20 protein-coding genes are annotated in these 24167 nt (G+C 64.8%); 10 read left to right on the top strand and 10 right to left on the bottom strand.

Features of this window, described 5'->3' with window-relative positions; genetic code table 11:
- Positions 1-803: 803 nt before the first annotated feature.
- On the bottom strand, positions 804-1031 hold the full coding sequence (locus TZ03_RS31105) for a hypothetical protein (protein WP_160297743.1): 228 nt from the start codon (positions 1029-1031) through the stop codon (positions 804-806).
- Positions 1032-1131: 100 nt separating this feature from the next.
- Here TZ03_RS31105 and TZ03_RS12600 point away from each other — a divergent pair, with 100 nt between their 5' ends.
- Positions 1132-3219, top strand: a complete 2088-nt coding sequence (locus tag TZ03_RS12600; protein ID WP_051097970.1) for a putative bifunctional diguanylate cyclase/phosphodiesterase — start codon at positions 1132-1134, stop codon at positions 3217-3219.
- On the opposite strand, the gene TZ03_RS12595 is transcribed toward TZ03_RS12600, so the two are convergent.
- Both TZ03_RS12595 and TZ03_RS12590 read right to left on the bottom strand, forming a co-directional pair.
- Positions 3216-3476, bottom strand: coding sequence for a DUF1652 domain-containing protein (locus TZ03_RS12595; protein WP_051097968.1), 261 nt, complete (start codon positions 3474-3476; stop codon positions 3216-3218). The genes TZ03_RS12600 and TZ03_RS12595 overlap by 4 nt on opposite strands.
- A 276-nt stretch (positions 3477-3752) precedes the next feature.
- Positions 3753-4400: a DUF1345 domain-containing protein gene (locus TZ03_RS12590; protein ID WP_051097966.1), complete on the bottom strand. Its 648-nt coding sequence runs from the start codon at positions 4398-4400 to the stop codon at positions 3753-3755.
- A 284-nt stretch (positions 4401-4684) separates the two neighbouring features.
- Between TZ03_RS12590 and pgm the strand changes: the two genes are divergently transcribed.
- The 4 genes from pgm (at position 4685) to TZ03_RS12570 (ending at position 10327) form a co-directional block, all read left to right on the top strand.
- Positions 4685-6322, top strand: a complete 1638-nt coding sequence (pgm, locus tag TZ03_RS12585; protein WP_051097964.1) for a phosphoglucomutase (alpha-D-glucose-1,6-bisphosphate-dependent) — start codon at positions 4685-4687, stop codon at positions 6320-6322.
- Positions 6323-6401: 79 nt separating this feature from the next.
- Positions 6402-6914, top strand: a complete 513-nt coding sequence (locus TZ03_RS12580) for a sigma-70 family RNA polymerase sigma factor (protein WP_051097962.1) — start codon at positions 6402-6404, stop codon at positions 6912-6914.
- Complete coding sequence (locus tag TZ03_RS12575; protein ID WP_051097960.1) at positions 6911-7855, top strand: FecR domain-containing protein; 945 nt, start codon at positions 6911-6913, stop codon at positions 7853-7855. The genes TZ03_RS12580 and TZ03_RS12575 overlap by 4 nt, the downstream gene beginning before the upstream one ends.
- A gap of 66 nt (positions 7856-7921) precedes the next feature.
- Positions 7922-10327: a TonB-dependent receptor gene (locus tag TZ03_RS12570; RefSeq protein ID WP_051097958.1), complete on the top strand. Its 2406-nt coding sequence runs from the start codon at positions 7922-7924 to the stop codon at positions 10325-10327.
- 202 nt (positions 10328-10529) lie between these two features.
- On the opposite strand, the gene TZ03_RS12565 is transcribed toward TZ03_RS12570, so the two are convergent.
- Positions 10530-10946: a RidA family protein gene (locus TZ03_RS12565; RefSeq protein WP_051097956.1), complete on the bottom strand. Its 417-nt coding sequence runs from the start codon at positions 10944-10946 to the stop codon at positions 10530-10532.
- Positions 10946-12265, bottom strand: coding sequence for a flavin-containing monooxygenase (locus TZ03_RS12560; protein WP_051097954.1), 1320 nt, complete (start codon positions 12263-12265; stop codon positions 10946-10948). Before TZ03_RS12560 ends, TZ03_RS12565 begins: the two co-directional genes overlap by 1 nt.
- A 304-nt stretch (positions 12266-12569) precedes the next feature.
- Between TZ03_RS12560 and TZ03_RS12555 the strand changes: the two genes are divergently transcribed.
- On the top strand, positions 12570-13247 hold the full coding sequence (locus TZ03_RS12555; protein WP_051097953.1) for a DUF1028 domain-containing protein: 678 nt from the start codon (positions 12570-12572) through the stop codon (positions 13245-13247).
- Complete coding sequence (argE, locus tag TZ03_RS12550; protein WP_051097952.1) at positions 13240-14400, top strand: acetylornithine deacetylase; 1161 nt, start codon at positions 13240-13242, stop codon at positions 14398-14400. Before TZ03_RS12555 ends, argE begins: the two co-directional genes overlap by 8 nt.
- Positions 14401-14519: 119 nt before the next feature.
- Here the strand turns inward: argE and TZ03_RS12545 are convergent, their stop codons facing one another.
- The 3 genes from TZ03_RS12545 to TZ03_RS12535 form a co-directional block, all read right to left on the bottom strand.
- Positions 14520-15788 carry a carbohydrate porin gene (locus TZ03_RS12545; protein ID WP_051097951.1) on the bottom strand — a complete coding sequence of 423 codons (1269 nt, stop codon included), beginning with the start codon at positions 15786-15788 and terminating at the stop codon, positions 14520-14522.
- Between the two features lie 111 nt (positions 15789-15899).
- Entirely contained in the window at positions 15900-18317 is a 2418-nt protein-coding gene (locus tag TZ03_RS12540) for a glucose/quinate/shikimate family membrane-bound PQQ-dependent dehydrogenase (protein WP_051097950.1), read from the bottom strand.
- A gap of 219 nt (positions 18318-18536) precedes the next feature.
- A complete protein-coding gene (locus tag TZ03_RS12535; RefSeq protein ID WP_051097948.1) occupies positions 18537-18887 on the bottom strand; it encodes a cupin in 351 nt (116 codons plus the stop codon).
- A gap of 116 nt (positions 18888-19003) precedes the next feature.
- On the opposite strand from TZ03_RS12535, the gene TZ03_RS12530 reads away from it, so the two are divergent.
- Complete coding sequence (locus tag TZ03_RS12530; RefSeq protein ID WP_051097971.1) at positions 19004-19909, top strand: LysR family transcriptional regulator; 906 nt, start codon at positions 19004-19006, stop codon at positions 19907-19909.
- Between the two features lie 104 nt (positions 19910-20013).
- A complete protein-coding gene (locus TZ03_RS12525) occupies positions 20014-21213 on the top strand; it encodes an MFS transporter (RefSeq protein WP_051097946.1) in 1200 nt (399 codons plus the stop codon).
- 37 nt (positions 21214-21250) lie between these two features.
- Here TZ03_RS12525 and TZ03_RS12520 read toward each other — a convergent pair whose 3' ends face one another.
- Positions 21251-21862 carry a LysE family translocator gene (locus TZ03_RS12520; protein ID WP_051097944.1) on the bottom strand — a complete coding sequence of 204 codons (612 nt, stop codon included), beginning with the start codon at positions 21860-21862 and terminating at the stop codon, positions 21251-21253.
- A 106-nt stretch (positions 21863-21968) separates the two neighbouring features.
- Between TZ03_RS12520 and TZ03_RS12515 the strand changes: the two genes are divergently transcribed.
- A complete protein-coding gene (locus TZ03_RS12515) occupies positions 21969-22943 on the top strand; it encodes a GlxA family transcriptional regulator (RefSeq protein WP_051097942.1) in 975 nt (324 codons plus the stop codon).
- Between the two features lie 256 nt (positions 22944-23199).
- Here TZ03_RS12515 and TZ03_RS12510 read toward each other — a convergent pair whose 3' ends face one another.
- Positions 23200-24051, bottom strand: a complete 852-nt coding sequence (locus TZ03_RS12510) for a CAP domain-containing protein (protein WP_051097940.1) — start codon at positions 24049-24051, stop codon at positions 23200-23202.
- Positions 24052-24167 lie beyond the last annotated feature (116 nt).

Genomic DNA, 24167 nt, shown 5'->3' with positions numbered 1-24167 from the left:
TCCATGTGTGGCGGCTTTAGCCGCGAACACCGGCAAAGCCGGTGCCATCCACCGTGCTGGATTTTTCGCGGGTAAACCCGCTCCTACAGGTACTGTGGAGGTTTCGGGCGCAGGCTGTGGGCTTGCGCGGTCCATGTGGGAGCGGCTTTAGCCGCGAACACCGGCAAAGCCGGTGCCATCCACCGTGCTGGATTCTTCGCGGGCGAGCCCGCTCCCACAGGTACTGTGCAGGTTTCGGGCGCAGGCTGTGGGCTTGCGCGGTCCATGCGGGAGCGGCTTTAGCCGCGAACACCGGCAAAGCCGGTGCCATCCACCGTGCTGGATTCTTCGCGGGCGAGCCCGCTCCCACAGGTACTGTGGGAGGTTTCGGGCGCAGGCTGTGGGCTTGCGCGGTCCATGGGGGAGCGGCTTTAGCCGCGAACACCGGCAAAGCCGGTGCCATCCACCGTGCTGGATTCTTCGCGGGCGAGCCCGCTCCCACAGGTACTGTGGAGGTTTCGGGCGCAGGCTGTGGGCTTGCGCGGTCCATGTGGGAGCGGCTTTAGCCGCGAACACCGGCAAAGCCGGTGCCATCCACCGTGCTGGATTTTTCGCGGGTAAACCCGCTCCTACAGGTACTGTGGAGGTTTCGGGCGCAGGCTGTGGGCTTGCGCGGTCCATGTGGGAGCGGCTTTAGCCGCGAACACCGGCAAAGCCGGTGCCATCCACCGTGCTGGATTCTTCGCGGGTAAACCCGCTCCTACAGGTACTGTGCAGGTTTCGGGCGCAGGCTGTGGGCTTGCGCGGTCCATGTGGGAGCGGCTTTAGCCGCGAACACCGGCAAAGCCGGTGCCATCCACCGTGCTGGATTCTTCGCGGGCACGCCCGCTCCCACAGGCCGCGTCGCGCTTACGAATTGAGTTCTCTGCGCGACAGCGCAGCCCGTAGGGCTGCGTGATCTCCCACAGGGTGCTGTGCAGGTTTCGGGGCAGTCCAAGCCAGTTCTCACAAAATACCGCGCATTCCTGCATGATCGCGTAGGGCCAATCCATTAGAGCCATTCCCATTCGCAAAAACCCCGTGCGTTTCGCTTGGCCTTGAGTACAATCTCCAGCTTTTTCCGGGACAATCGTCCCATTGCTGGAACTTCCAATGCTGACCGGTAGCTACTCCTTTTCGCTGGTGTTGATTTCGCTGTGCGTGGCGATCCTGGCGTCCTATACCGCACTTGACCTGACCGGCCGCATCGCCACGGCCAAGGGCCGGGCCGTCTATGTGTGGATGGGGGGAGGGGCGCTGGCCATGGGCATCGGCGTGTGGTCCATGCACTTCATCGGCATGCTCGCCTTCAGCCTGCCCATCGCCCTGGGCTATGACCTTGCGCTTACGGCGTTCTCGCTGTTGATCGCGGTGCTGTCCTCGGGCTTTGCCCTATGGCTGGTGAGCCAGCCTAGCCTGCCTTGGCAGCAATTGGGTTTCGGTGCGCTGATCATGGGGGCCGGTATCGCCTGCATGCACTACACCGGCATGGCCGCGTTGCGCATGCTGCCAGGCATCGACTATGACCCGACGCTGTTCGGCGCCTCGCTGTTGATTGCCGTGGGCGCCTCGGCGGCAGCGTTGTGGATAGCCTTCCGCCTGCGCAAGCACACCCCTTATGTGCGGCAGATTCGAGGCCTGGCCGCAGTGGTGATGGGGTTCGCCATTGTCGGTATGCACTACACCGGCATGGCCGCGGCGAATTTCCCTGACGGCAGTTTCTGTGGTGCGCTGGCTGGCGGGCTGCAAGGCGACGGGCTGGTCTACCTGGTGCTGATCACCACCCTGGCCGTGTTGGCGGTGGCCTTGCTCACCTCGGTGCTGGATGCCCGCCTGGAAGCGCGTACCGCCGAGTTGGCCCATTCGCTGACCGTGGCCAATCAGGAACTCACCCAGCTGGCCCTGCACGACACCCTCACCGGCCTGCCTAACCGCACCCTGCTGGCCGACCGCATCGAGCAGGCCATCGCCAAGGTGGCGGAGCAGGGCGGCTGTTTCGCCCTGATGTTCATCGACCTGGACGGTTTCAAACCGGTCAACGATGCCTTTGGTCACCACATCGGCGACCTGTTGCTCAAGGCCGTGGCGGCACGTTTGCGCGGCCATTTGCACAGCCAGGACACATTGGCGCGTATCGGTGGTGATGAATTCGTGCTGTTGGTGGAGCTGCAGGAGCCGAACGATGCCATGGACGTGGCGGTCAAGCAGGTCAACCTGGTGTCGCGGCCATTCCGCGTGGCCGAGCATGACCTGCAACTGTCGGCGAGCCTGGGCATCGTCCTGTACCCGGGCAACGGCCAGGACCAGCACGAGCTGCTGCGCAATGCCGACGCCGCCATGTACCACGTCAAGAGCGCCGGCAAGAACGGCTACAGCTTCTTCGACGTGTCGATGAACAGTAACGCCCGCCAGCAACTGCAGTTGCTGCAGGACCTGCGCCAGGCCCTGGAGCAGCGCCAGTTCCGCTTGCACTACCAGCCCAAGTTCGACGCCCAGGCCTGCCAGCCGATCGGCGCCGAGGCTTTGCTGCGCTGGGAGCACCCGCAGCAGGGGCTGTTGCTGCCCGACCGCTTCATCGGCCTGGCGGAAAAGACCGGCCTGATCATCCCCATCGGTGAGTGGGTGCTCGACGAAGCCTGCCGGCAGATGCGCCAGTGGCTGGACCAGGGGCACCAGGGCTGGCGCATGGCGGTGAACCTGTCGGCGATCCAGTTCTGCCATGCCGGGCTGGTCGAGAGCGTGGCCCAGGCCCTGCAGCAGAGCGGCCTGCCGGCCAACTGCCTGACCCTGGAAATCACCGAAACCACCGCCATGCACGACGCCGATGCCAGCCTGACCGTGCTGCAGCACTTGGCTGAGATGGGGGTGGACCTTTCCATCGATGACTTTGGCACCGGCTATTCCAGCCTGATGTACCTCAAGCGCCTGCCGGCCAACGAGCTGAAGATCGACCGCGGCTTCGTGCGCGACCTGGAGCACGACAGCGATGATGCCGCGATCGTTTCGGCGATCGTGGCGCTGGGCCAGGCGCTAGGGCTGCGTATCGTTGCCGAAGGGGTAGAGACCGACCGCCAGCAGGACTTCCTCACTCGCCTGGGCTGTGATTCGCTACAAGGCTATCTGCTGGGCCAGCCGGTGCCGGCCGAGCAATTCATGGACAAGCTGCAGGCCTTGCACCAGGAGAATGCTGCCGCTGGCTAGACCGCGTCGCGCAGGGTGAAGGCGGGTACGAAGGCGTCCATTTCCGCCTCGACGGCTTCGATGATGCGCTCCACGTCTGTTGCAGCCATGATCGCCGCGCAGGGGATGCCGGCAATCGCCAGCAGGGTTTCGCCGGTGGCGCGGTCGAATAGCCGCGCAACCATGCTGCGCGGCGCATCCATGCTGGCCTCGAAGCCCAGGGGGTGGAAATGCCAGCGCATCACCTGGCAGGCGTTGGGGAACGTCATCTTGTTCATGCCAGCCTCCTTGTCCAGGCCTGGACGTAGGTGATCGGCTGGCCACGCCTGTGCGGCCGCCGGGAATGTAAACATAGCACCTGCTGCGCGCGATTCCCGGCTGCAAATATGACAAATGCACTAATGCATGATGCCGGTCACGTCTTGCTCATGGCGGGCGTTTGCCGGCTGCCGGCGTGGCAAACGTTTTCCGTGAACGATAGCGGCAGCTATCCCGCGCAGTCATGCCGGTTTCATCGGCATCCGCTGCGCAGTATTTTCGGACGAGCGGTGCGCCTAGCCCAGCAACCCGGCAGCGATGTTGATGGTGAAGCCCAGGATCGCTGTATTGAAGATGAACCCCACCAGCGAGTGCGCCAGCACCACCCGCCGCAGGCCCCGCCCGGCAACGCCCACGTCGGCGGTTTGCACAGCCACGCTGATGGTGAACGAGAAGTAGTGGAAGTCCCAATAATCCGGGTTGCGCTCGCCGTCGGCGAAGCGCAGTGGCGGCTCGTGGTTTTGCCCGGTGTAGAACAGCCGGGCGTAGTGCAGGCTGAAGATACAGCCGATCAGCAGCCAGGAGCCGGCCACGGTCAGGCCGGTGTAGAGATAGTGCAGGGCCAGAGCTGCCCCCTGCAGGCCGCGGCTGGAGACCAGTTGCAGGGTGACTGCGGCGAGGCTGGCGATGGCGGCGATGCATACGGTGAGCAGGACCAGGCCGGCGTTTTCATCTTCGATGCGGGCGACCCTGCGGACCTTTTCCGGGCTGGCGTTCGCGCTCAGGTAGAGCACCAGCAGCAGGTACAGCCACACGCCAAGGTTCCAGCCGGCGAGGATGTGCTGCACGGTGTCGCCGGCGGGTATCAGCCAGGCGCCGATCAGGCCGGCCGCGGCGGCGATGCTCAGGCGGGGGTGGGTGTGGGTCACGCGGTAGAAAGCCATGGGGTTTCGTTTACGGTGGGCATGGCTACTACTCTAGACGGTCATAAGCCAGATGAGCGGTATGCGCGGTCCATGTTGGAGCAACTGTCTTGCATTGCCGGGACTGGCCTCATCGCAGGCAAGCCAGCTCCCACAGGTACCGCGCAGATCTCAAGCTTTGCGCAGTCCCTGTGGGAGCTGGCTTGCCGGCGATGTTTTCTTTGATGTCGCCCATCGCACGCCTTTGCAACTCTCAGTACACTGCACGTTCCAACACCAACATCCGTTGATCTCGAGGTTTTTGCATGACGCTCAGTCCTTTGGCAGGCAAGCCGGCTCCAGCCAGCGTGCTGGTCGATATTCCCCGGCTGCTCACCGCCTACTACACCGGCCGCCCCGACGCTGCCGTGGCGGCACAGCGGGTGGCCTTCGGCACCTCGGGGCACCGGGGCACTTCGCTTGAATTGAGTTTCAACGAGTACCACGTCCTGGCCATCACCCAGGCTATCTGCCTGTATCGCCAGGAAAAGGGCATCGACGGCCCGCTGTTCATCGGCGCCGATACCCACGCATTGTCGGCGCCGGCCACCGCCAGCGCCCTGGAAGTGCTGGCCGCCAATGGCGTACAGGTAATGCTGTCCAAGGATGACGAATACACGCCCACACCTGCGGTGTCCCACGCCATCCTCTGCTACAACCGTGGCCGCGCGCAGGGCCTGGCCGACGGTATCGTCATCACTCCGTCGCACAACCCGCCGCAAAGCGGTGGCTTCAAGTACAACCCGCCCAATGGCGGCCCGGCTGACAGCGACGTGACCAAGTGGATCGAGGCCAAGGCCAACGAACTGCTGGCGGCGAACCTGGCGGGCGTCAAGCGCATGGACCATGCCCAGGCGCTGCAGGCCCCGACCACCCAGCGCCACGACTACGTAGGCAACTATGTGGCCGACCTGGAAAACGTCATCGACTTCGACGTCATCCGTGGCGCCAAACTGCGCCTGGGCGTGGACCCGCTGGGCGGAGCCGGGGTGCGCTACTGGTCGGCGATTGCCGAGCACTACAAGCTCGACCTGGAAGTGGTGAACAGCGAAGTCGACCCAACCTTCCGCTTCATGACCGTCGACTGGGATGGCCAGATTCGCATGGACCCGTCCTCGCCGTATGCGATGCAGGGCCTGATCGGCCTGCGCGAGCGTTTCGACGTGGCCTTCGCCTGCGACCCGGACCACGACCGCCACGGTATCGTCACCCCGGACGGCCTGCTGCAACCGAACAACTACCTGGCCGTGGCCATCGACTACCTGTATCGCCACCGCCCGCAATGGCGCAGCGATGCCGCCGTCGGCAAGACCGTGGTGTCCAGCGGCCTGATCGACCGCGTTACCCAGCGCCTGGGCCGCGAGCTGTACGAAGTGCCAGTGGGCTTCAAGTTCTTCGCCCAGGGGCTGTTCGACGGTTCGCTCGGCTTTGGCGGCGAGGAGAGTGCGGGTGCTTCGTTCCTGCGCCGTGATGGTTCGGTGTGGGCCACCGACAAGGACGGGCTGATTCCGGCGCTGCTGGCTGCCGAAATGACCGCCCGCACCGGGCGCAACCCGAGCCAGGCCTACGCCGACCTGACCGAAGCACTGGGCAAGCCGTTCGCCACCCGTGTCGAGGCCAAGGCTGATGCGCGGCAGAAGGCTTTGCTGAGCAAGCTGGCGCCGGAGCAGGTGAAGTCGACCGAACTGGCCGGCGAGCCGATCGTGCAGATCCTCAGCCACGCGCCGGGCAATGGCCAGGCGATTGGCGGGCTGAAGGTGATGACCGCCAATGGCTGGTTCGCCGCACGCCCGTCGGGCACCGAAGACATCTACAAGATCTACGCCGAAAGCTTCATCGACGAGGCGCACCTGCAACGCCTGGTGCAGGAAGCGCAGGTGCTGGTGGACGCGGCGATTGCCTGACCGGTAACAAAGCGCTTGGTTCTGCGGTGCGGTGTAAATTAGAATTAATCTTATTTACTCCCATCGCAGGGCCTTTCCCATGATCGACGCCGCGCCGCCACCGGAGCCTAGCCTGCCAGCCCTGTACCGGGAGCATCACGGTTGGCTGGAAAGCTGGCTGCGCCGGCGCATGGGCAATGCCTGGGATGCCGCCGACCTCAGCCAGGATACCTTCCTGCGCATCCTCGCCAGTGCCCAGCCACTGACAGACATCCGTGAACCGCGTGCCTACCTGCTGACCGTGGGCAAGCGCCTGCTGAGCAACTTCTACCAGCGGCGCAGCCTGGAGCAAGCCTACCTCGATGCCTTGGCGCATTTGCCCGAGCAGCATGTGCCCTCGCCAGAGCAGCGCTGGGTGTTGCTGGAAACCCTGCAAGCGCTGGATGAACTGCTCGACGGCCTGAAGGCACCGGTGCGCAAGGCCTTTCTCTGGAGCCAGCTGGAGGGTTTGGGTTATGCCGAAATCGGCAAGCGCCTGGGCGTTTGCGAGCGCTCGGTCAAACGCTACATGGCGCAAGCCTACGAGCACTGCCTGTTGGCCGAGTTGCAATGACCACACCTTCTGCCGAAACCCGTGAAGCCGTGCGTGCCGCCGCCCACTGGCTGGCACTGCTGGATTCCGGCGGGGCCAGTGAGAGTGACTTGTTGCGCCTTGAACAATGGCGCGCCAGCAGCAGCCTGCACGAAGACGCCTGGCAGAAGGCCTGGTTGCTGCGTCAGCGTTTTTCCGGGCTGCCCGGTGCGCTGGCCATGGCCACCCTGGACCGCCCGGATGCCGGCCGCCGAGTACTGCTCAAGCAGGCCCTGGGGGTGGCGGCGCTGCTGCCGGCGGCCTGGCTGGTGAGCCGCGAGCTGCCGCTGGATGCCTGGACCGCCGACATGCGCACCTCGGTAGGGGAGCGTCGGCAGGTGCTGCTGAGCGATGGCACTTTCGTGCAGTTGAACACCGACAGTGCACTCGATATCGACTTGGGCGCCCGCCGCCTGACCCTGCGGCGCGGTGAAGTGGCGGTCAAAGTGCCCGGCAACCTGAGCCTGACCTTGCAGGTGCCATACGGCCAGGTGGCGGTCAGCGATGCCGAGGTGTGCCTGCGTTTGTTCGATCAAGCCTGCCGGGTGTCGGTGGCCCGCGGCGCGGCCCGCCTGCAGCCGTTGCATGGCCCGGCATTGATGTTGCGGGCCGGGCAGCAGGCCAGCCTGCAGGCGGCTGGTGTCGGCCCTGTCCAAGGCTTGGACGAATGGCAGTTGGGCTGGCGCGAGGGTGTGCTGCGCCTGGATGACCGCCCGCTGGGCGAGCTGCTGCATGAGCTGCGCCGCTATCGCCCCGGCGTATTGCGCTGGGCGCCGGAACTGGAGGGCCTGCGCGTTACCGGCACCTTCCGCCTCGACGACACTGACCGGATGCTGGCTTTACTCGCCGCCAGCCTGCCGTTGCAGGTGCACACACGCACGCGTTATTGGGTCAGCCTGACCACGCGAGAAAATCGTGCATGAGGCTGTCCCCTTTTTTTCACTCGCCGGTCATTACCGGTAGGAGAAAATAAAGGGGAGCCTTGTTCAATGCCTGCAGTAATGTCTTGCCGCCTGCGCCCACTGGCGCGCGCAGCGCATCCGTTGTTCGCCATGAGCCTGTTGTTGTGTGCACCGGCCTGGGCCGATGAACCGGCCCGGCGTACCTATCAGGTAGCGCCAGCCAGCCTGGGCGCGGTCCTGACTCATTTTGCCGACCAGGCCGGTGTCAGCCTTTCGCTGGACCCGGCCTTGGTCAACGGTCGTCAGAGCAACGGCCTGTCTGGCACTTACAGTGTCGCCGAAGGCTTCACGCAGTTGCTGCGCGGCAGCGGCCTGCAGTTGCTGCCGGTGGGCGAGGGCGCCTTCACCCTGGTGCCGGCCCCCCAGGACGGTGCCGCCCTGGAAATCGCCCCCACCAGCATCGTCGGCAGCCAGGCCGCAGGCGGCGAAACGCAGCCCTACACCGGCGGCCAGGTAGCGCGCCAGGGTGCACAAGGCCTGCTCGGCTCGCGCGACTTCATGGAAACCCCGTTCAGCATCACCAGCTACACCAGTGAACTGGTGAAGAACCAGCAGGCGCGAACCTTGGGCGAGTTGATTGCCAGTGACCCTTCGGTGCGCGCTACCAACCCGGCGGGTGGGCGCTTCGAGCAGTTCACCATTCGCGGTTTCAGCCTGTTCAACAGTGATGTGGCCTACAACGGTCTGTACGGCATCCTGCCGACCTACTCGATCGACATGGAAATGGCCGACCGGGTCGACATCATCAAAGGCCCCAGTCAGTTGATCAACGGCATTTCGCCGCGTGGTAGCGTAGGTGGCGGCATCAATGTGCAGCCCAAGCGCGCCGGCGACCAGCCGATTACCGAGTTGACTGGCAGCTATGCCTCGGCTGGCCAGGCCGGTGGCGCAGTGGACATCGGCCGGCGCTTTGGCGAAGGCCAGCAGTTTGGCGTGCGCTTCAATGGTGTGAAGCAGGCGGGCGATACCGAATGGGACCACCAGCGCGTCGACCGCGAAATGGCGGTGCTGGGCCTGGATTTTCGCGGCGAGCGCCTGCGGCTTTCGGCCGACCTCGGCCATACCGAGCGCGATACCGATGCCCCGCAGGAACGCGTGCTGGTCGGTGCCAATGCCAAGGTGCCGGATGCCAACGACGTGCGTCACAACTACGCCCAGGCCTGGAGCAAGGCGCGCACCAACGACACCTTCGGTGCGTTGCATGCCGAGTACGACATCAGCGAGTCGCTGCTGGCCTATGGCGCAGTCGGCGCGCGCAAGAGCAACCATGACTTTTTGCGTCACAACGTGTCGATTACCAATGACGCTGGCGACTTCACCGTGCAGCCACGCGACTTCACTCGGGATGAATCGGTGCGCACCGCCATGGCCGGCCTGCGCAAGTGGTTCCATACCGGGCCGGTCAGCCATGAACTGAACCTGGCCGCCAGCTACTTCTACATGGACTTCACCAACGGCGGCGCCCGCTATGCCTCGGCGCCGAGCAACCTCTACAACCCGGTGGCCACTCCGACGCCGGGCACGGCAACTCGCATCGACCCCGAGGCCTATACGGAAAATCGCTTCTCCGGTGTGGCCCTGGCCGACACCCTGGGCTTCTTCGACGACCGCCTGCTGCTGACCCTGGGTGCGCGCTGGCAGCGGGTGCAGGTGGATGACTGGAGCGACGGCGTCAAAGGCGATACGGCCTACGACGAAGAAAAGGTCTCGCCCTCGGGTGGCGTGCTGTTCAAGGTCAGCGACCAGTTGTCGTTGTACGCCAACTACATGGAGGGCCTGAGCCAAGGCAAGATCGCGCCGTCGACCTCGATCAACGAAGACCAGATCTTCCCGCCGTTCACCAGCCGTCAGGTGGAGGTGGGGGCCAAGTACGACCTGGGCCGGGTCGCCTTCACCGCCAGCGCCTTCCGCATTCGCCAGCCGGCCTACGAGACCAACCCCACTTCGCGTGTGTTCGGCCCCAATGGCAAGCGTGACAACCGCGGTATCGAGCTGAGCGTGTTCGGTGAGCCCGTGCAAGGCGTGCGCGTGCTCGGTGGGGTGATGTACATCGACAGCGAGCTGACCGACACCATCGGTGGTGCCTACGATGGCAATCGCGCGCCGGCCACGCCCGAGTACAACGTCAACCTTGGCGCCGAATGGGATGTGCCGGGGGTGAATGGCCTGACCCTGACGGCGCGGGGCATCCATTCGAGTTCGCAGTACCTGGACCAGAACAACAGCAAGCAGATCGACGGCTGGGAGCGTTACGACCTGGGCGCGCGGTATGCGTTCAAGGTGGATACTACCCAGGTTACCTTGCGGGCCAGTGTCGAGAACGTGCTGGATGATCGCTACTGGAGTTCGGCGGGTGCTTCGGATGACAGCGAACCGGGGCTGACGCTGTCCACGCCGCGTACTTACCTGCTGTCGGCGACCGTCGGCTTCTAAGCCAGGCACCTTGCAGGTGCGGCCTCTGTGGGGGCCTTGTGTCGCGAAAGGGCCGCTTTGCGGCCCATCGCCGGCAAGCCAGCTCCCACCTCGACTGCATAGGCCTCAAGCCCTGTGCAGTACCTGTGGGAGCCCGGCTTGCCGGCGATGGGCTGCATAGCAGCCCCAAGGACGAAAACTCAACCGCCATGCAGCTTGCCAGTCACTCTTGCTCCGGCACCACCGCGATCACGTCGATTTCCATCAGCCATTCAGCCTGGGCCAACCCGGCCACCACCAGCCCGGTGGAAATCGGGAACACGCCCTTGAGCCACTTGCCCACTTCCTTGTACACCGGCTCGCGGAAGCGCGGGTCGGTGATGTAGGTGGTGGTCTTGACGATGTGCGACAGGTCCGAGCCGGCTTCTTCAAGCAGTTGCTTGACGTTCTTCATCGCCTGCTCGGTCTGCGCCCGAGGGTCACCCAGGCCCACCAGCTTGCCTTCAAAGTCGGTGCCGACCTGGCCGCGCACATAGATGGTGTTACCGGCGCGGACTGCCTGGCACAGGTCGTTGTCCAGGGTCTGGTTGGGGTAGGTTTCCTTGGTGTTGAACATGCGGATGCGAGTATGGGTAGGCATCAGTGGGCTCCGAGGGTGCTGACGTTGCTGATCTTGGCGGGTTGCTGCTCATCCGCTGCGCGCTGCTCGCGGTCGCGGTAGGCGGTATAGGTGCGTTGCGTGGCGATGTGGCCGGCGACGTGCTTGGCGTCGTGCCACACGCCCCAGATGAACGACGAGCCACGGCGCGACAGCCACGGCAGGCCGAGGAAGTACACCCCCGATTCGCGGGCTACGCCGCGCTGGTGCTGGGGCTTGCCGTTGGCATCGAAGGTGTCCACCTGCAGCCAGCTGAAGTCCACGCCGTAACCGGTGGCCCAGATGATGCTGCTGACGCCGGCCTTGGCCAGGTCCAGCTGTTGCAGCGGGTTGCGCATGCACTCCGGGTCGGCCAGGCGTTTACGGGCTTCGGGCTCTTCCGGCAGGTCCAGGCCGTTGCGTTCGATGTAGGCATCGGCGGCATCCAGCAGGGCCAGGTAGTTCTCGTCGCCGCGGTTGATGTTCTCCACCAGGTTGTCCTGGAAGCGCGCCACGCCGTTTTCGAACGACTGGGTCAGGCCAACCAGGGTCATGCCCTGATGGGCGAGGGCGCGGAAGTCCACGGTGTGGCCGCCACGGGCACCGCTGACGGCGATGGTCACGTGTTCACGGCCGGGCTTGGCGATTTCCGCATCCCATTCACCCAGCACGCCCAGCCACCAGCAGAAGTCGCGGTTGCGATAGGCGCGTGGCGGGCGGTCGTGGGCGCCGACCGACAGGTACACCTGGCGCCCGGCACGCATCAGCTCTTCGGCGATCTGCACGCCGGAGGAACCGGCACCTACCACCAGCACTGCGCCTTCGGGCAATTGCTGCGGGTTGTAGTAGGCGGCGGAGTGGATCTGGTGCAGGTTGCTGTCTTTCGGCGCGATGGCCGGGATTACCGGCTTCTGGAACGGGCCGGTGGCGGCGACCACGCGGTTGGCGCGAATCACGCCTTCATTGGTTTCGATGGTGAAGCCGGGGCGGTCGCTGTTGCGCACCACTTTCTTCACTTCGATGCCGGTGCGCACTGGCAGGTTGTACTTGCGTACGTACTGCTCGAAGTAGTCGGCCACCTGGTCCTTGCCGGCGAAGGCGTCGGCGTCGAGGTTGAATTCCAGGCCTGGGAAGCGGTCGTGCCAGACCGGGCCATTGGCCACCAGCGAGTCCCAGCGGCCAGTGCGCCAGGCCTCGGCGATACGCTTGCGCTCCAGCACCAGGTGCGGCACGCCAAGCTTGCTCAGGTGTTCGCTCATGGCCACGCCGGCCTGGCCGGCGCCGACGACGAGGGTGTCGATTTCGAGGTTGTTCAGTGTCATGTCCGGGCCCTTGTTCAGGCGGTTTTTGTCAGGTCGGTTTGGAGGACCGCCGTTGTCTGGGGCCAGACTAGGGATGCTGCGCAAATGGCGAAAATAGTATTTAGCTGGTGCTTGCCGATAAAACGGCGAAGGCCCTGAATACTGTGGCTTGTAGCGCCGAGGGCAGCGGTTTTCAGGGCGTTTTCGACAGGCCTGTCGGGGCCTTAGTTTTTTCCTCTGCAAACCCTCGGAAAAAGGTGGTTTCGCCTGCCGGAAGGTTCCACCCAGAATGCCGTGTATCGCACAGCACAACAGGAACCATGACATGACTTTCTCCATCATCGGTCGTTGCCAGGAAACCGGCCAGGTCGGTATCGCCATCAGTTCGTCGAGCATCGCCGTGGGCGCCCGTTGCCCTTGGGTACGTGCCGGTGTGGGCGCAGTCTCTACCCAGAACATCACCCTGCCGGCGCTGGGCCCGCAGATTCTCGATGCCCTGGAGCAGGGCCAGTTGCCACCAGCCGCGGCGCTGGACCGGGTGCTCAGTGCCAATGGCTGGAGCGAGTACCGCCAGGTCACGGTAATCGACAGCCACGGCCAGGTGGCGCTGTTCACTGGCAAGGAGGCGCTGGGTACGCACCACGCCGTGGCTGGTGAGCAATGCGCGGCGGCGGGCAACCTGTTGGCCTCGACCCAGGTGATCGAAGCGATGGTGCAGGCCTTCGAGCAGGCTGATGGGCACCTGGCCGAGCGCCTGCTGGCTGCCATGCACGCGGCGATGGCGGCCGGGGGCGAGGCCGGGCCGGTGCACTCGGCGGCGTTGAAGATCGCTGGCGAGCTGACCTGGCCGCTGGTGGACCTGCGTGTGGACTGGGCCGATGCCGACCCGATCGGCGTGCTCGATGGCCTGTGGCAGGCATACCGGCCGCAGATGCAGGATTACGTTACCCGCGCCCTCAACCCGACTGCCGCGCCAAGCTACGGGGTGCCGGGCGATGAGTGAGTTTGCCAGCCGCGCGCTGCTGGCCCGGCTGATCGGCTTTGCCACGGTCAGCCGCGATTCCAACCTGGCGCTGATCGGCTTCATCCATGATTACCTGGCCGAGCTGGGGGTGGAGTGCGAGCTGTTCCATAACCCGGAGGGCACCAAGGCCAACCTGTTCGCCAGCATCGGCCCCAAGGACGTTGGTGGTGTGGTGTTGTCTGGGCATACCGATGTGGTGCCGGTGGACGGCCAGGCCTGGACGGTCGAGCCGTTTGCCCTGAGCGAACGTGATGGGCGCCTGTATGGCCGTGGCACGGCCGACATGAAGGGTTTCATCGCATCGGTGCTGGCAGCCGTGCCCGCGTTCCTCGCCCAGCCGTTGCGCATGCCGGTGCACCTGGCGTTCTCCTATGACGAAGAAGTCGGTTGCCTGGGTGTGCGCTCGATGCTGGCGGCGCTCGAACAACGCCCGCACAAACCGCGCCTGTGCCTGATTGGCGAGCCTACCGAGCTCAAGCCGGTGCTGGGGCACAAGGGCAAGCTGGCGATGCGCTGCCAGGTGCATGGCGCGGCCTGCCACTCGGCGTATGCGCCGTATGGGGTGAATGCCATCGAGTATGCGGCGAAGCTGATCGGCAAGCTGGGCGAGATTGGCCAGGTGCTGGCACAGCCGCAACAGCATGATGAACGTTTCGACCCCCCGTTCTCCACGGTGCAGACCGGCGTGATCAAAGGCGGCAGGGCGCTGAACATCGTACCGGCCGAGTGTGAATTCGATTTTGAAGTGCGCGCCTTGCCAGGGTTCGAGGCACAGACGGTGGCCGACCAGTTACAGACCTACGCCGAGGCCGAATTGCTGCCGCGTATGCGCAAGGTCAATGCAGCCAGCGCCATTCACCTGGAGCCGCTGAGTGCCTACCCGGGGCTGGCCACGCCGGCAGACAGCGAGGCGGCGCGGTTGCTGGCGTTGCTCAGTGGTTCGACTGAGTTCGGCACGGTGGCGTTTGGTACCGAAGGCGGGTTGTTCGACCAGGCCGGGATCCCGACCGTGGTGTGCGGGCCTGGCAGCATGGAGCAGGGCCACAAGCCGGATGAGTTCGTCACTGTCGAGCAGTTGCAGGGCTGTGATGCGATGCTGCTGAGGCTGGTGGATTACCTCAAGCAGGGCTGACTGTGCTGGCTTCTTCGCGGGCTCGCCCGCTCCCACAGGCCTGCGCCAGTCTCAATGTCTGTGCAGTACCTGTGGGAGCGGGCATGCCCGCGAATGGGCCGCGACGCGGCCCCGGCGACTCAGAAGGTAGCCTTGACCTGCAGGCCAACCACCAGCGCGTTGTCGATGTCCTTCCCGGAGAACGCCCCCGGCTCGATGATGTACTGCACATCCGGGCGCAGGTTCAGCCAGGGCGTGGCCTGGTAGCCGTAGCTCAGTTCGATCAACTGCTCGGCGCTGTCGATGTCGGGGAACTGCTGCCCGGCATTGAACGCAGCATCTTCCAGCACATCGCGGCTACGCGGGTTGGGCACGGCGCGGCCATATCCCAGTGCCACGGTATCCTTTGGGCGGCCTTCGAACGGCTTGTACAGCACCACGCCGGCACCATACCACTTGGTGAACGGCGAGGCGGCCTTGCTCGATGCCGAATACTGGCCGAAGGCATGCAGGCTGCGACCCGGCAAGCGCTGGTCGTTCCATACTGCCTGGTCGATCAGCAGGTAATGCCCGCCACGGCCGGACACTTCCTTGTCGCTGCCGATACGTTTGACGTCGGAGCTATCGTAGTAGTAGCCCAGCTTGTACTCGCCTGGCAGCTCACTCTGCAGCTTGTACACCAGTTCCACCGGTACCACGGTGCCGGTGGTGTGCTTGGGGCCCAGGTGCCAGGCGCGGCTGGAATTGCCGTTGCTCTCGGGGTCGACATTGAATGCCGCCACACGCAACTGCCAGGCCGGTGACAGGTCGTACTTCACCCGCATACCCAGATGGGCGTTGGGGTAGTTGGTCCAGCCGCTGCCGCCGGACATGTTCAGCGGGTGGCCGCAGAAGCCGGCGTTCATGAAGTTGCACAGGATGCCGCTGTCCAGGCCGCCAAGGTCGTTGCCCATGGCCATGTAGCCGAGCTTGACGTTGAGCGCCGGGGTGAACAGGGTGCGCTCGTAGCTCAGCTCGGTCAGGCGGGTGTACAGGCCACCGAAGTTTTCCTGGATCGGCAGGCGGTTGCCCACCAGGTCTTCCGAGGCGCTGTTGCCGCGGCGGTCGTTGATGGTCAGCTGGACCTTGCCGCCGTTGTCCAGGCCGTACAGTTTCGACAGGTCGAACTGTACGCCCAGCTTCAGGTTCTGCGAGTAGCGCGCCGAGCGGTGCAGGCCACCGTGGGCGTTGTAGGCGGTTTCGCCGCTGTAGTCGCCGGTGAACTTGACGCCGTCTTCTTCCAGCTGGTGGCGCAGGCCACCCCAGTTTCCGGTCAAGGTGTTGCGGGTCAACAGGTCGTCGTTGGCGAGGGCGGTGGTGCTGGCCAGGGCCAGTAGCAGGGCGGGGGGGATGCGAATTGCGGATGGCATTGCTGAATCTCGGGTTGTCTGTTCGGGCCTCTTCGCGGGTAAACCCGCTCCTACAAAGGGCGGTGTGGGCCCTGTGGGAGCGGGTTTACCCGCGAAGCAGGCGACGCGGTCTTATGGCAAGGCGTAGGAAATCACGTAGTCGCCACGGTCAGTCGACTGGCGCGCACCGCCAGCGGTAATGACCACATACTGCTTGCCGGTCTTCGGCGATACGTAGGTCATCGGGCCGCCCTGGCTGCCCACCGGCAGGCGAGCCTTCCAGATTTCGTTGCCGGTGCTGCTGTCGTAGGCGCGCAGGTAGAAGTCCTGGGTGCCGGCGATGAACACCAGGCCGCCTTGGGTCGACAGGGTGCCGCCGAGGGTGGGCAGACCGATCTTGATCGGCAGGTGCATGCGGATGCCGAGCGGGCCTGTGTCCTCGACGGTGCCGACCGGTACCTGCCAGGCTACCTGGCGGGTCTTCATGTCAATGGCGGTCAGGGTACCGAACGGTGGCGCCTGGCACGGAATGCCGGCTACCGACAGGAAGCGGTTCTTGTTCACGGCATACGGCGTGCCTTTGAGCGGCACTGCACCCATGCCGGTGTTCAGCGCTTCGCCACCGGAAGCGGCGTTGCCTTTGTTCTGCGACGGGATCATCTGGATCCACAGGCCCAGGCGCATGTCGTTGACGAAGATGAAGCCATGCACCGGGTCGGTGGAGATGCTGCCCCAGTTCATGCCACCCAGCGAACCCGGGAAGCTCAGTGACAGGTCGGTGCCCGGCGCAGTGTACAGGCCGTCGTAGCGCATCTTCTTGAAGTCGATACGGCACAGCAGTTGGTCATACGGGGTGGCGCCCCACATGTCCGACTCGGTCAGGGTCTGCGCGCCGATCTGTGGCATGCCCACCGATTTCGGCTGGGTTGGGGAGTACGGCTCGTTGGGGATGTTGCTTGGCTTGACCGGTACTTCATCAACCTGGGTCAGCGGCTTGCCGGTGGCGCGGTCGAGCACGTAGATCTGCCCGGCCTTGGTGCCGATGACTACTGCAGGTACCGTCTGGCCGTCGTCCTTGGTGAAGTCGATCAGGCTCGGCTGCATCGGCAGGTCGAAGTCCCAGAGGTCGTTGTGCACGGTCTGGAACACCCACTTCTGGTTGCCGGTGGTGGCGTCCAGGGCCAGCACCGAAGCGCCATAGGTGTGGTCCAGCTGGCTGCGCTCGACGCCGTAGATGTCGGTGGACGACGAGCCCATCGGCAGGAACACGGTGTTCATCGCTGGGTCGTAGGACATCGGTGCCCAGCTGTTCGGGGTGCTGCGCACATAGGTGCTGTCGCCCTGCGGTGCCTGGCGGTCTTCCGGGTTGCCCGGGTCGAAGGCCCAGCGCATTTCCCCGGTGATCACGTCGAAACCACGGATCACGCCGCCTGGCATGTCGGTCTGGACGTTGTCGGCGACGCGACCGCCGACCACCACGGTAGTACCGGCCATCAACGGCGCGGAGGACAGCTGGTAGTAGGAGTCCGGTACATCGCCCAGGCCAGCCTTGAGGTCGACCTGGCCGTTGTTGCCGAAGCCTTGGCAGAACTCGCCGTTGTCGGCGTCGACGGCGATCAGGCGGCCATCGATGGTGTTGGTCAGCAGGCGACGCTGGCAGTTGGCACCGGCCGCGATGCTACCGCCGGTGACCGGCGAGCTGTGCGGTTGGGTCGGCTGGACGATGGCGGCAGTGGCATCGAAGTAGGCCATGCCACGGCAACGCTGCCAGACTTTGGACTGGGCGTTGATCGCGTTCTTCCACAGCTCTTTGCCGGTGTCGGCATCGAGGGCGATCAGGTTGTTGTGCGGGGTGCAGATGAACACCTTGTTGCCGACCTGCAGCGGGGTCAGCTGGTCTTCGGCACCGTTGCCATCGCTGATGGCCACGTCGCCGGTGCGGTAGGTCCAGGCCACTTTCAGCTTGTTGACGTTGTCGCGGTTGATCTGGTCCAGCGCGGCGAAGCGGCTGCCACCTTCGGTGTTGCCGTAGTGGGCCCAGTCCTTCTGCTGCTTGTCGGCTTCGACCGGGGTCATGCCTGGGCCTTTGCCGGTTGGGGCGACGCTTGGGTGGGCAACGAACATGTTGCCGGCAGCGATCACCAGCAGCACGGCCATTACACCGGCAATGCCGTAGGCACCGCGGCCAGCGCTGGCGCCGTTGGCACGGGCCAGCAGCGGATAGACCAGCGCCACCACCATACCGATCGCGCCGAACATGAACAGGCGCGAGAACAGCGGCCAGAACACCAGGCCGGCATCGACCAATGCCCAGACCACGGTAGCGGCCAGGAACACGGCATACAGCCAGGCCCCGGCTGGCTTGCGGCGGGCAATGAGGGCACCGGCGATGGCCATGGCCAGGCCGCCGATCAGGAAGTACCAGGAACCGCCCAGGCCGGCCAGCTTGACGCCGCCAGCAGCCAGGAGAAGGCCGAGCAGGGCGATGATCACGCCCAGCCCGATCAGGATGATGTTTGTGGCGCCAGAGGCGCGCGGTGTTTCTTTCATGCCAGGGATCTCAGCAGGTGGAATGCGCGCAGTCTAAGCCCTTAGCTTGCTAATTAACAAGTTGGTACATAATTTTGCGAGGCTGATTGTCGCAGGGCTGAACTGGCCAAGGTGTGGCTAAAAGCCTAGATCAGGTAGCGAAAAATGGCGTAAAAAAGATATTCATGCAGGTAGCGGAGACTGCATGAATACTTTGGTCGAATGGGATGTGTGCTGGTTTCACGCTGGCCATGGGTTGGCGCTGCTGTAGAACAGCGCAAGCCAGATGGTGGCCGTGCCGGGGGCTGTCCATTCCACGCGGTGGCGGTGATGCGGCGGTATGTCCAGGCAATCGCCCGGTGCCAGCAGGCGAGTGTGGTTCTCGTGTTCGAAACGCAGGCCGGCGGCGCCACTGAGCAGCACGATCCATTCGCCTTCGGCCTGGTCGTACCAGAAGCCGGGCGGGCTGGCCTGCCCGCTGGAGACGATACGCTCCACACGCACGCCCGGGCGGCTGAGTAGTTGGTCGACACGTTCGGCACTGGCGGGGTCGCAAGGGGGCAGGGTAGTCAGCAGGTTGTTCAGTGTCATGGCATGCCTCATTGGTAGGGGGTGATTCCACTATGGACGCAATTGCTTTGCGGCGCGCTTCTTGACCCGCCCGGCTGTTTGTAAGAACTTTCTGGGTTTTGGAAGACGGCCTGCACATGGACAAATTCCTCGCGATGAAAATGTTCGTGGCCACCGTCGATGCTCAGGGCTTTTCGGCTGCTGCGCGCAGGCTAGGGCTGGCGACATCGTCGGTGACGCGCCTGGTCGATGCCCTGGAAACGGCGTTGGGGGCCACCCTGCTCAACCGTTCGACACGCCAGGTCAGCCTGACGGAGGCGGGTGCCCGCTACTATGAGCGCGCCCGGGGCATCTTCGAGGCGCTGGAGGACGCCGATGCCAGCGTCGCTGATCGCGGCGAGGAGCCAGTAGGCGTATTGCGCCTGTGCCTGCCGGTGGAATTCGGCAGGCGAGTCATTGCCCCGCACCTGGGGCCGTTTCTGGCACGAAACCCGGCGTTGGAGCTGGACATTGACCTCAGCGACCGCCTGGATGACCTGCTTGACGGGCGCTATGACCTGTCGATTCGCCTGGGCGACCCGTCGCCCAACGACGAACTGGTTTGCCGCCAACTGGGTCGCTTCCAGCGCTGGCTGGTGGCCAGCCCGGCCTATCTCGCCGGGCGAGCACCGCTGCTGCATCCTCGACAATTGCTCGAGCATGCCTGCCTGCGCTTTCGCTACGGGCAGAAAGCGCGCTGCTGGCGCCTGACCTGCGGCCAGGAAAGCCTGGAGCTGGACGTAAGCGGGCCTTTACGCAGCGCCAATGCCGACATGTTGCGCGAAACCGCACTGGCGGGCGGTGGCATTGCCCTGCTGGCCGACTGGCTGGTGCGCGAGGATGTGCAAGACGGGCGCCTGCAGCGGCTGTTCCCTGACTGGCAGGCCAACCCTGGGACGGCCAATGACAGCATCAACGCTCTGTACCTGCCCAACCACCGGGGCTCGCGGCGGGTCAATGCCTTCATCGAGTTTTGCGAAAATGTGCTCAAGCGCAGCGCCTAGCGTTGCGCAGTACGCAAAGCCGCATTGCGCCAGCGTCCGATTCTCGGCGGTGATGCTCACAGGTAAGGTGGCCGACATATTCCACCCTTGTCGAGGAACCTCGCATGAATCCTTCCCTTGCCGCGACCCAACCGGCAGCCGCGGGCCTGAGCCGGGCCCTGGTCGCGCTGCTAGCGTTCTGCTGCGGCGCAATCGTCGCCAACATCTACTATGCCCAGCCCATCGTCGGCCTGATCGCTCCGGATCTGGGGTTGTCTACCGAGCATGCCAGCCTGATCGTCTCCCTCACCCAGTTGGGCTATGCCTTGGGCCTGTTGCTGCTGGTACCGCTGGCCGACCTGCTGGAGAACCGCCGCCTGATGGTGGCCACTGCTGTTCTGGCTTGCATCAGCTTGTTACTGGCAGGCACCAGCAGTAGCGGCCAGGGCCAGCTGTTCCTGGTTTACGCACTGTTGATCGGTTTCAGTTCGGTGGCAGTGCAGATGCTGATTCCGCTGGCGGCACATCTGGCGCCCGAGCAGCAGCGCGGCCGGGTAGTCGGCAACATCATGGGTGGCCTGTTGCTGGGCATTCTGCTGGCGCGGCCTCTGTCGAGCCTGGTGGCCGACCACTTCGGCTGGCGTGCAGTGTTCATTGGCGCTGCCGGGGTCATGCTGGCGATCATCTTGCTGCTGGTGCTGACCCTGCCGCAGCGTCGGCCCGAGCACAAGGCCAGCTATGCCGGGCTGATGCTGTCGCTGTTCACCCTGCTGCGTCGGTATCCGCTACTGCGCCAGCGGTCGCTGTACCAGGCTTTGATGTTCGCTGCATTCAGCCTCTACTGGACGGCGGTGCCAATGGCCTTGGCCGGCGCACATGGTCTTTCGCAAAGCCAGATCGCCGTGTTCGCCCTAGTCGGGGCGGTGGGGGCGGTTGCCGCGCCCATGGCCGGCCGCCTGGCGGATGCCGGGCATGCACGGGCGGGTTCGCTGTTGGCACTGCTGCTGGCGCCGGTGGCCTTGCTGTTGGGGCTGACGGTTCCGGGTTACAGCGTGATTGGCCTGGGCCTGACGGGTGTGTTGCTGGACTTTGCGGTGCAGATGAACATGGTGATCGGCCAGCGTGAAGTGTACGCGCTCGACCCGGCCAGCCGCGGGCGGCTGAATGCGGTATACATGTCCAGCATCTTTCTTGGCGGGGCCTTGGGTTCGTCGGTGGCCAGTGCGCTGTTCAACCAGTTTGGCTGGCAGGGGGTGGCGCTGGCGGGGGCCGCATTGCCGGGTATTGCCTTGATCATCTTCCTGGCCAAAGCACGCCGTGGCTGAGGGGATGCGGCCTTGTAGGTGCGGCCTGCTGCAAATGTCATCGGCTTAGCGGCAAGGCCACGCCAATCAGGGCAAACAAGCTGCCGCAGCAGCGGTTGAAGCCCTTGCCCCCCTTGGCCAGCCAGGGCCGGACGCGGAACGCCAGTCGTGCCAGCAGGTATTCCACCAGAAACTCGACACTGGCAAAGGTCGCCGCCATCACCACGAACTGCAGCAACAGCCCACGCTGCGGGTCGATGAATTGGGGCAGGAAGGCGCCATAGAACAGCAATACCTTGGGGTTGGCCATGGCCGACAGCAGGCCTTGGCGGAACAGGCCGGCGTTGCCAAGCCGTGCGCTACGCTCGGTCAGTTCGAGGTGCAGGCTTGGGCTACGCCACAGCTGGATACCCAGCCAGACCAGATAGGCGCCACCCACCCACTTGAGCACGCTTAGCACCGAAGCCGAGGTCTGCAGCAACGCGCTGAGGCCGAACATGGCCAGGGCGATGAGGGCGCTGAAACCGAACACCCCGCCGACGATGGTGAACAACGTCCGGCGCGCGCCATACAAGGCGCCGTGGGTCAGGGCCAACAGGCTGTTGGGGCCCGGGGTCAGCGACAGGCCGATGCTGGCCAGCAGGTAGATGAGCCAGGTGTCGAGTGCCATATGGGGAAATGCCTTGTTGGTAGGGACGGCGCCAGTCTATGCGGCAACGCTGTGCTTGCCAGGGTATGATCTGGACATTGAACGGTCTTTTCTGGACGCAAATACCATGCTGCCTGACATCCGCCTGCTGATCTTGCCGCTACCGGATTTTGCCTTGCTGCCGTTTGGCGCCTTTCTCGACAAGTTGCGCTTCAGCGCCGACGACGAGGACTACAGCCAGCAGCGCTACTGCAGCTGGACCGTGGCCGGGCTCACCCTCGACCCGGTGCCGTCGAGCAGTGGCGCGGTGCTGCAGGTCGAGGCCGTCGCCGGCCAGCTCGAACTGTCCAGTTTCGACTACCTGGTGGTGTTCGGCGGGCGCAACGCCATGGCCTCTGCTGCGCTGGCGCCGCGCTACCAGGCTTTGCTAAGGCAGGCCGGCAAAGCCGGCGTCAAGCTGGTGGGGGTCGACAACGGTGCTTTCCTGCTGGCCGCATGTGGGCTGCTGAAGGGGCACAAGGTGGTGGTGCACTGGCGTCACGAAGCCGAGTTTCGTGCCGCTTTCCCCCACTTGCAGGTGCTGCGCGAGCAGTTGTATAGCATCGACGGCAGTCGCATCACCTGCGCTGGCGGTACTGCCGCCATCGACCTGGCCGTAGCGCTGCTGTCACGTGCCTGTGGCCGAGCCCGCGCGTTGAAGGGGCTGGCCGACATGCTGGTGGACGAAACCCGCGACAGCCGCCATGCCTTGCGTTCGCTGGAGCTAGGTGCCGGGCAAGGGCGGCAGGTGCAGCGGGCGCAGGCACTGATGCGTCATCACCTGGGCACGCCATTGGCGGTGGAGCAACTGGCCGCCGAGCTGGGCATCAGCCGGCGCCAGCTGGACCGGCAGTTCCAGGCCAGCCACGGCATGAGTGCCAAGGCCTGGTGGCTGGAGATGCGCTTGCAGCAGGCCCGCTGGCGCTTGCTCAACTCCAGCCACAGCCTGGCGCAGATTGCCGACGAAGTGGGTTTGGGCGATGCCAGTTACCTGGGCAAGTGTGTGCGGCGGCGGTTTGGTTGTACCGCGCTGGAACTGCGCACGGGAAGGCACTCAATCTGAAGCCTTGCACAGTTCGCTGTGGGAGCGGCCTTGTGTCGCGATTGGGCCGCAGAGCGGCCCATCGCCGGCAAGCCGGGCTCCCACAGGAACAGTGCAGACCTCAAGCTTTGCGCGGTCCCTGTGGGAGCTGGCTTGCCGGCGATGGGCTGCAAAGCAGCCCCAATGGCTTAACTGACTGGCATTAGGCGCTGTGCGCCCCTTTCGCGACACAAGGCCGCTCCCACAGGCCATTCCCACAGGCGACTTCTAGCCAGGCTTATTGCGGTGTGCCAAACAACCCCGTCCAGTAAATGCCCGCATCACTCTTCGGGTCCACTGCATAGGCGGCGCCTAGCTCACGCAAGTCCGGGTTCATCAGCGTGGCGCAATGCCCTGGGCTGGCCAGCCAGCCGTCGACCACCTTGTGCGCGGTGTCACGCCCGGCGGCGATGTTTTCGCCGATTTGCTGGTACAGGTAACCGGCCAGTTCCGCCCGGTCACCGGGGGTGCGACCGTCCTTGTCGATGTGGTCGAAGAAGTTCTGGTTGGCCATGGCCCGCGTATGGTTGGCCGCCACCCCGGCCAGCACCGTACTCCAGCTTAGCGCGGGGGCGGCAGCGAAGGGCTGGCCACCGCATTGACGCGGCACCTTGCGCGCGGCGTTGATTTCCTGCAACACCTTCTGCCCCTCGGCCTGCCAGTCGCCCAGGCGGCCGCTGAGCAGCGGCCGGGCGAGCACGATGCGCCAGTCGCGGCCTTCCTGGCTGACGCCGATGTCGACGAACTGCGGGTCGAGCACTACCTGGCAGAAGCTTTCTTCGATGGCGTGCATGGCGGCGCGTGCATCGCGTGGCCCCGACAGGCTGATGGCCTGGACGTTGACCATCGGGTAGGCGGCGCGGGTCATGGCCTGCTGCAGGTCGCGGGTGCCCTCCGGCGACAGCGCCAGGCGGGTATCGCTGTTGAGCGGCGGCAGCTCCAGCGACGCCTCGCCACCGCAGGGTTGGGCCTGGCTGCGGTAGACATTGATCGAATCGATCAGTTGCGCCTCTTCGCCGGTGGCAGCCAGTGCCCCGGTCGAGATGACCAGGCCCAGCGACAAGGCGGCAACGGATGACAGGACGCGCATGTGGATCTCCCTATGGCTGGCAGCGTCGTGGTGTGCGCTGCTCATCCTACACAAGCCCGCGGCTTTTGGCCCGGGATCGAGCAAAGCAATGAAAACGCCGGCAATCGTTGCGGGCG

The sequence above is a fragment of the Pseudomonas sp. 10-1B genome, assembly GCF_000935045.1.
Lineage (GTDB): Bacteria > Pseudomonadota > Gammaproteobacteria > Pseudomonadales > Pseudomonadaceae > Aquipseudomonas.
This window is presented reverse-complemented; position numbering and strand designations above follow the sequence as displayed.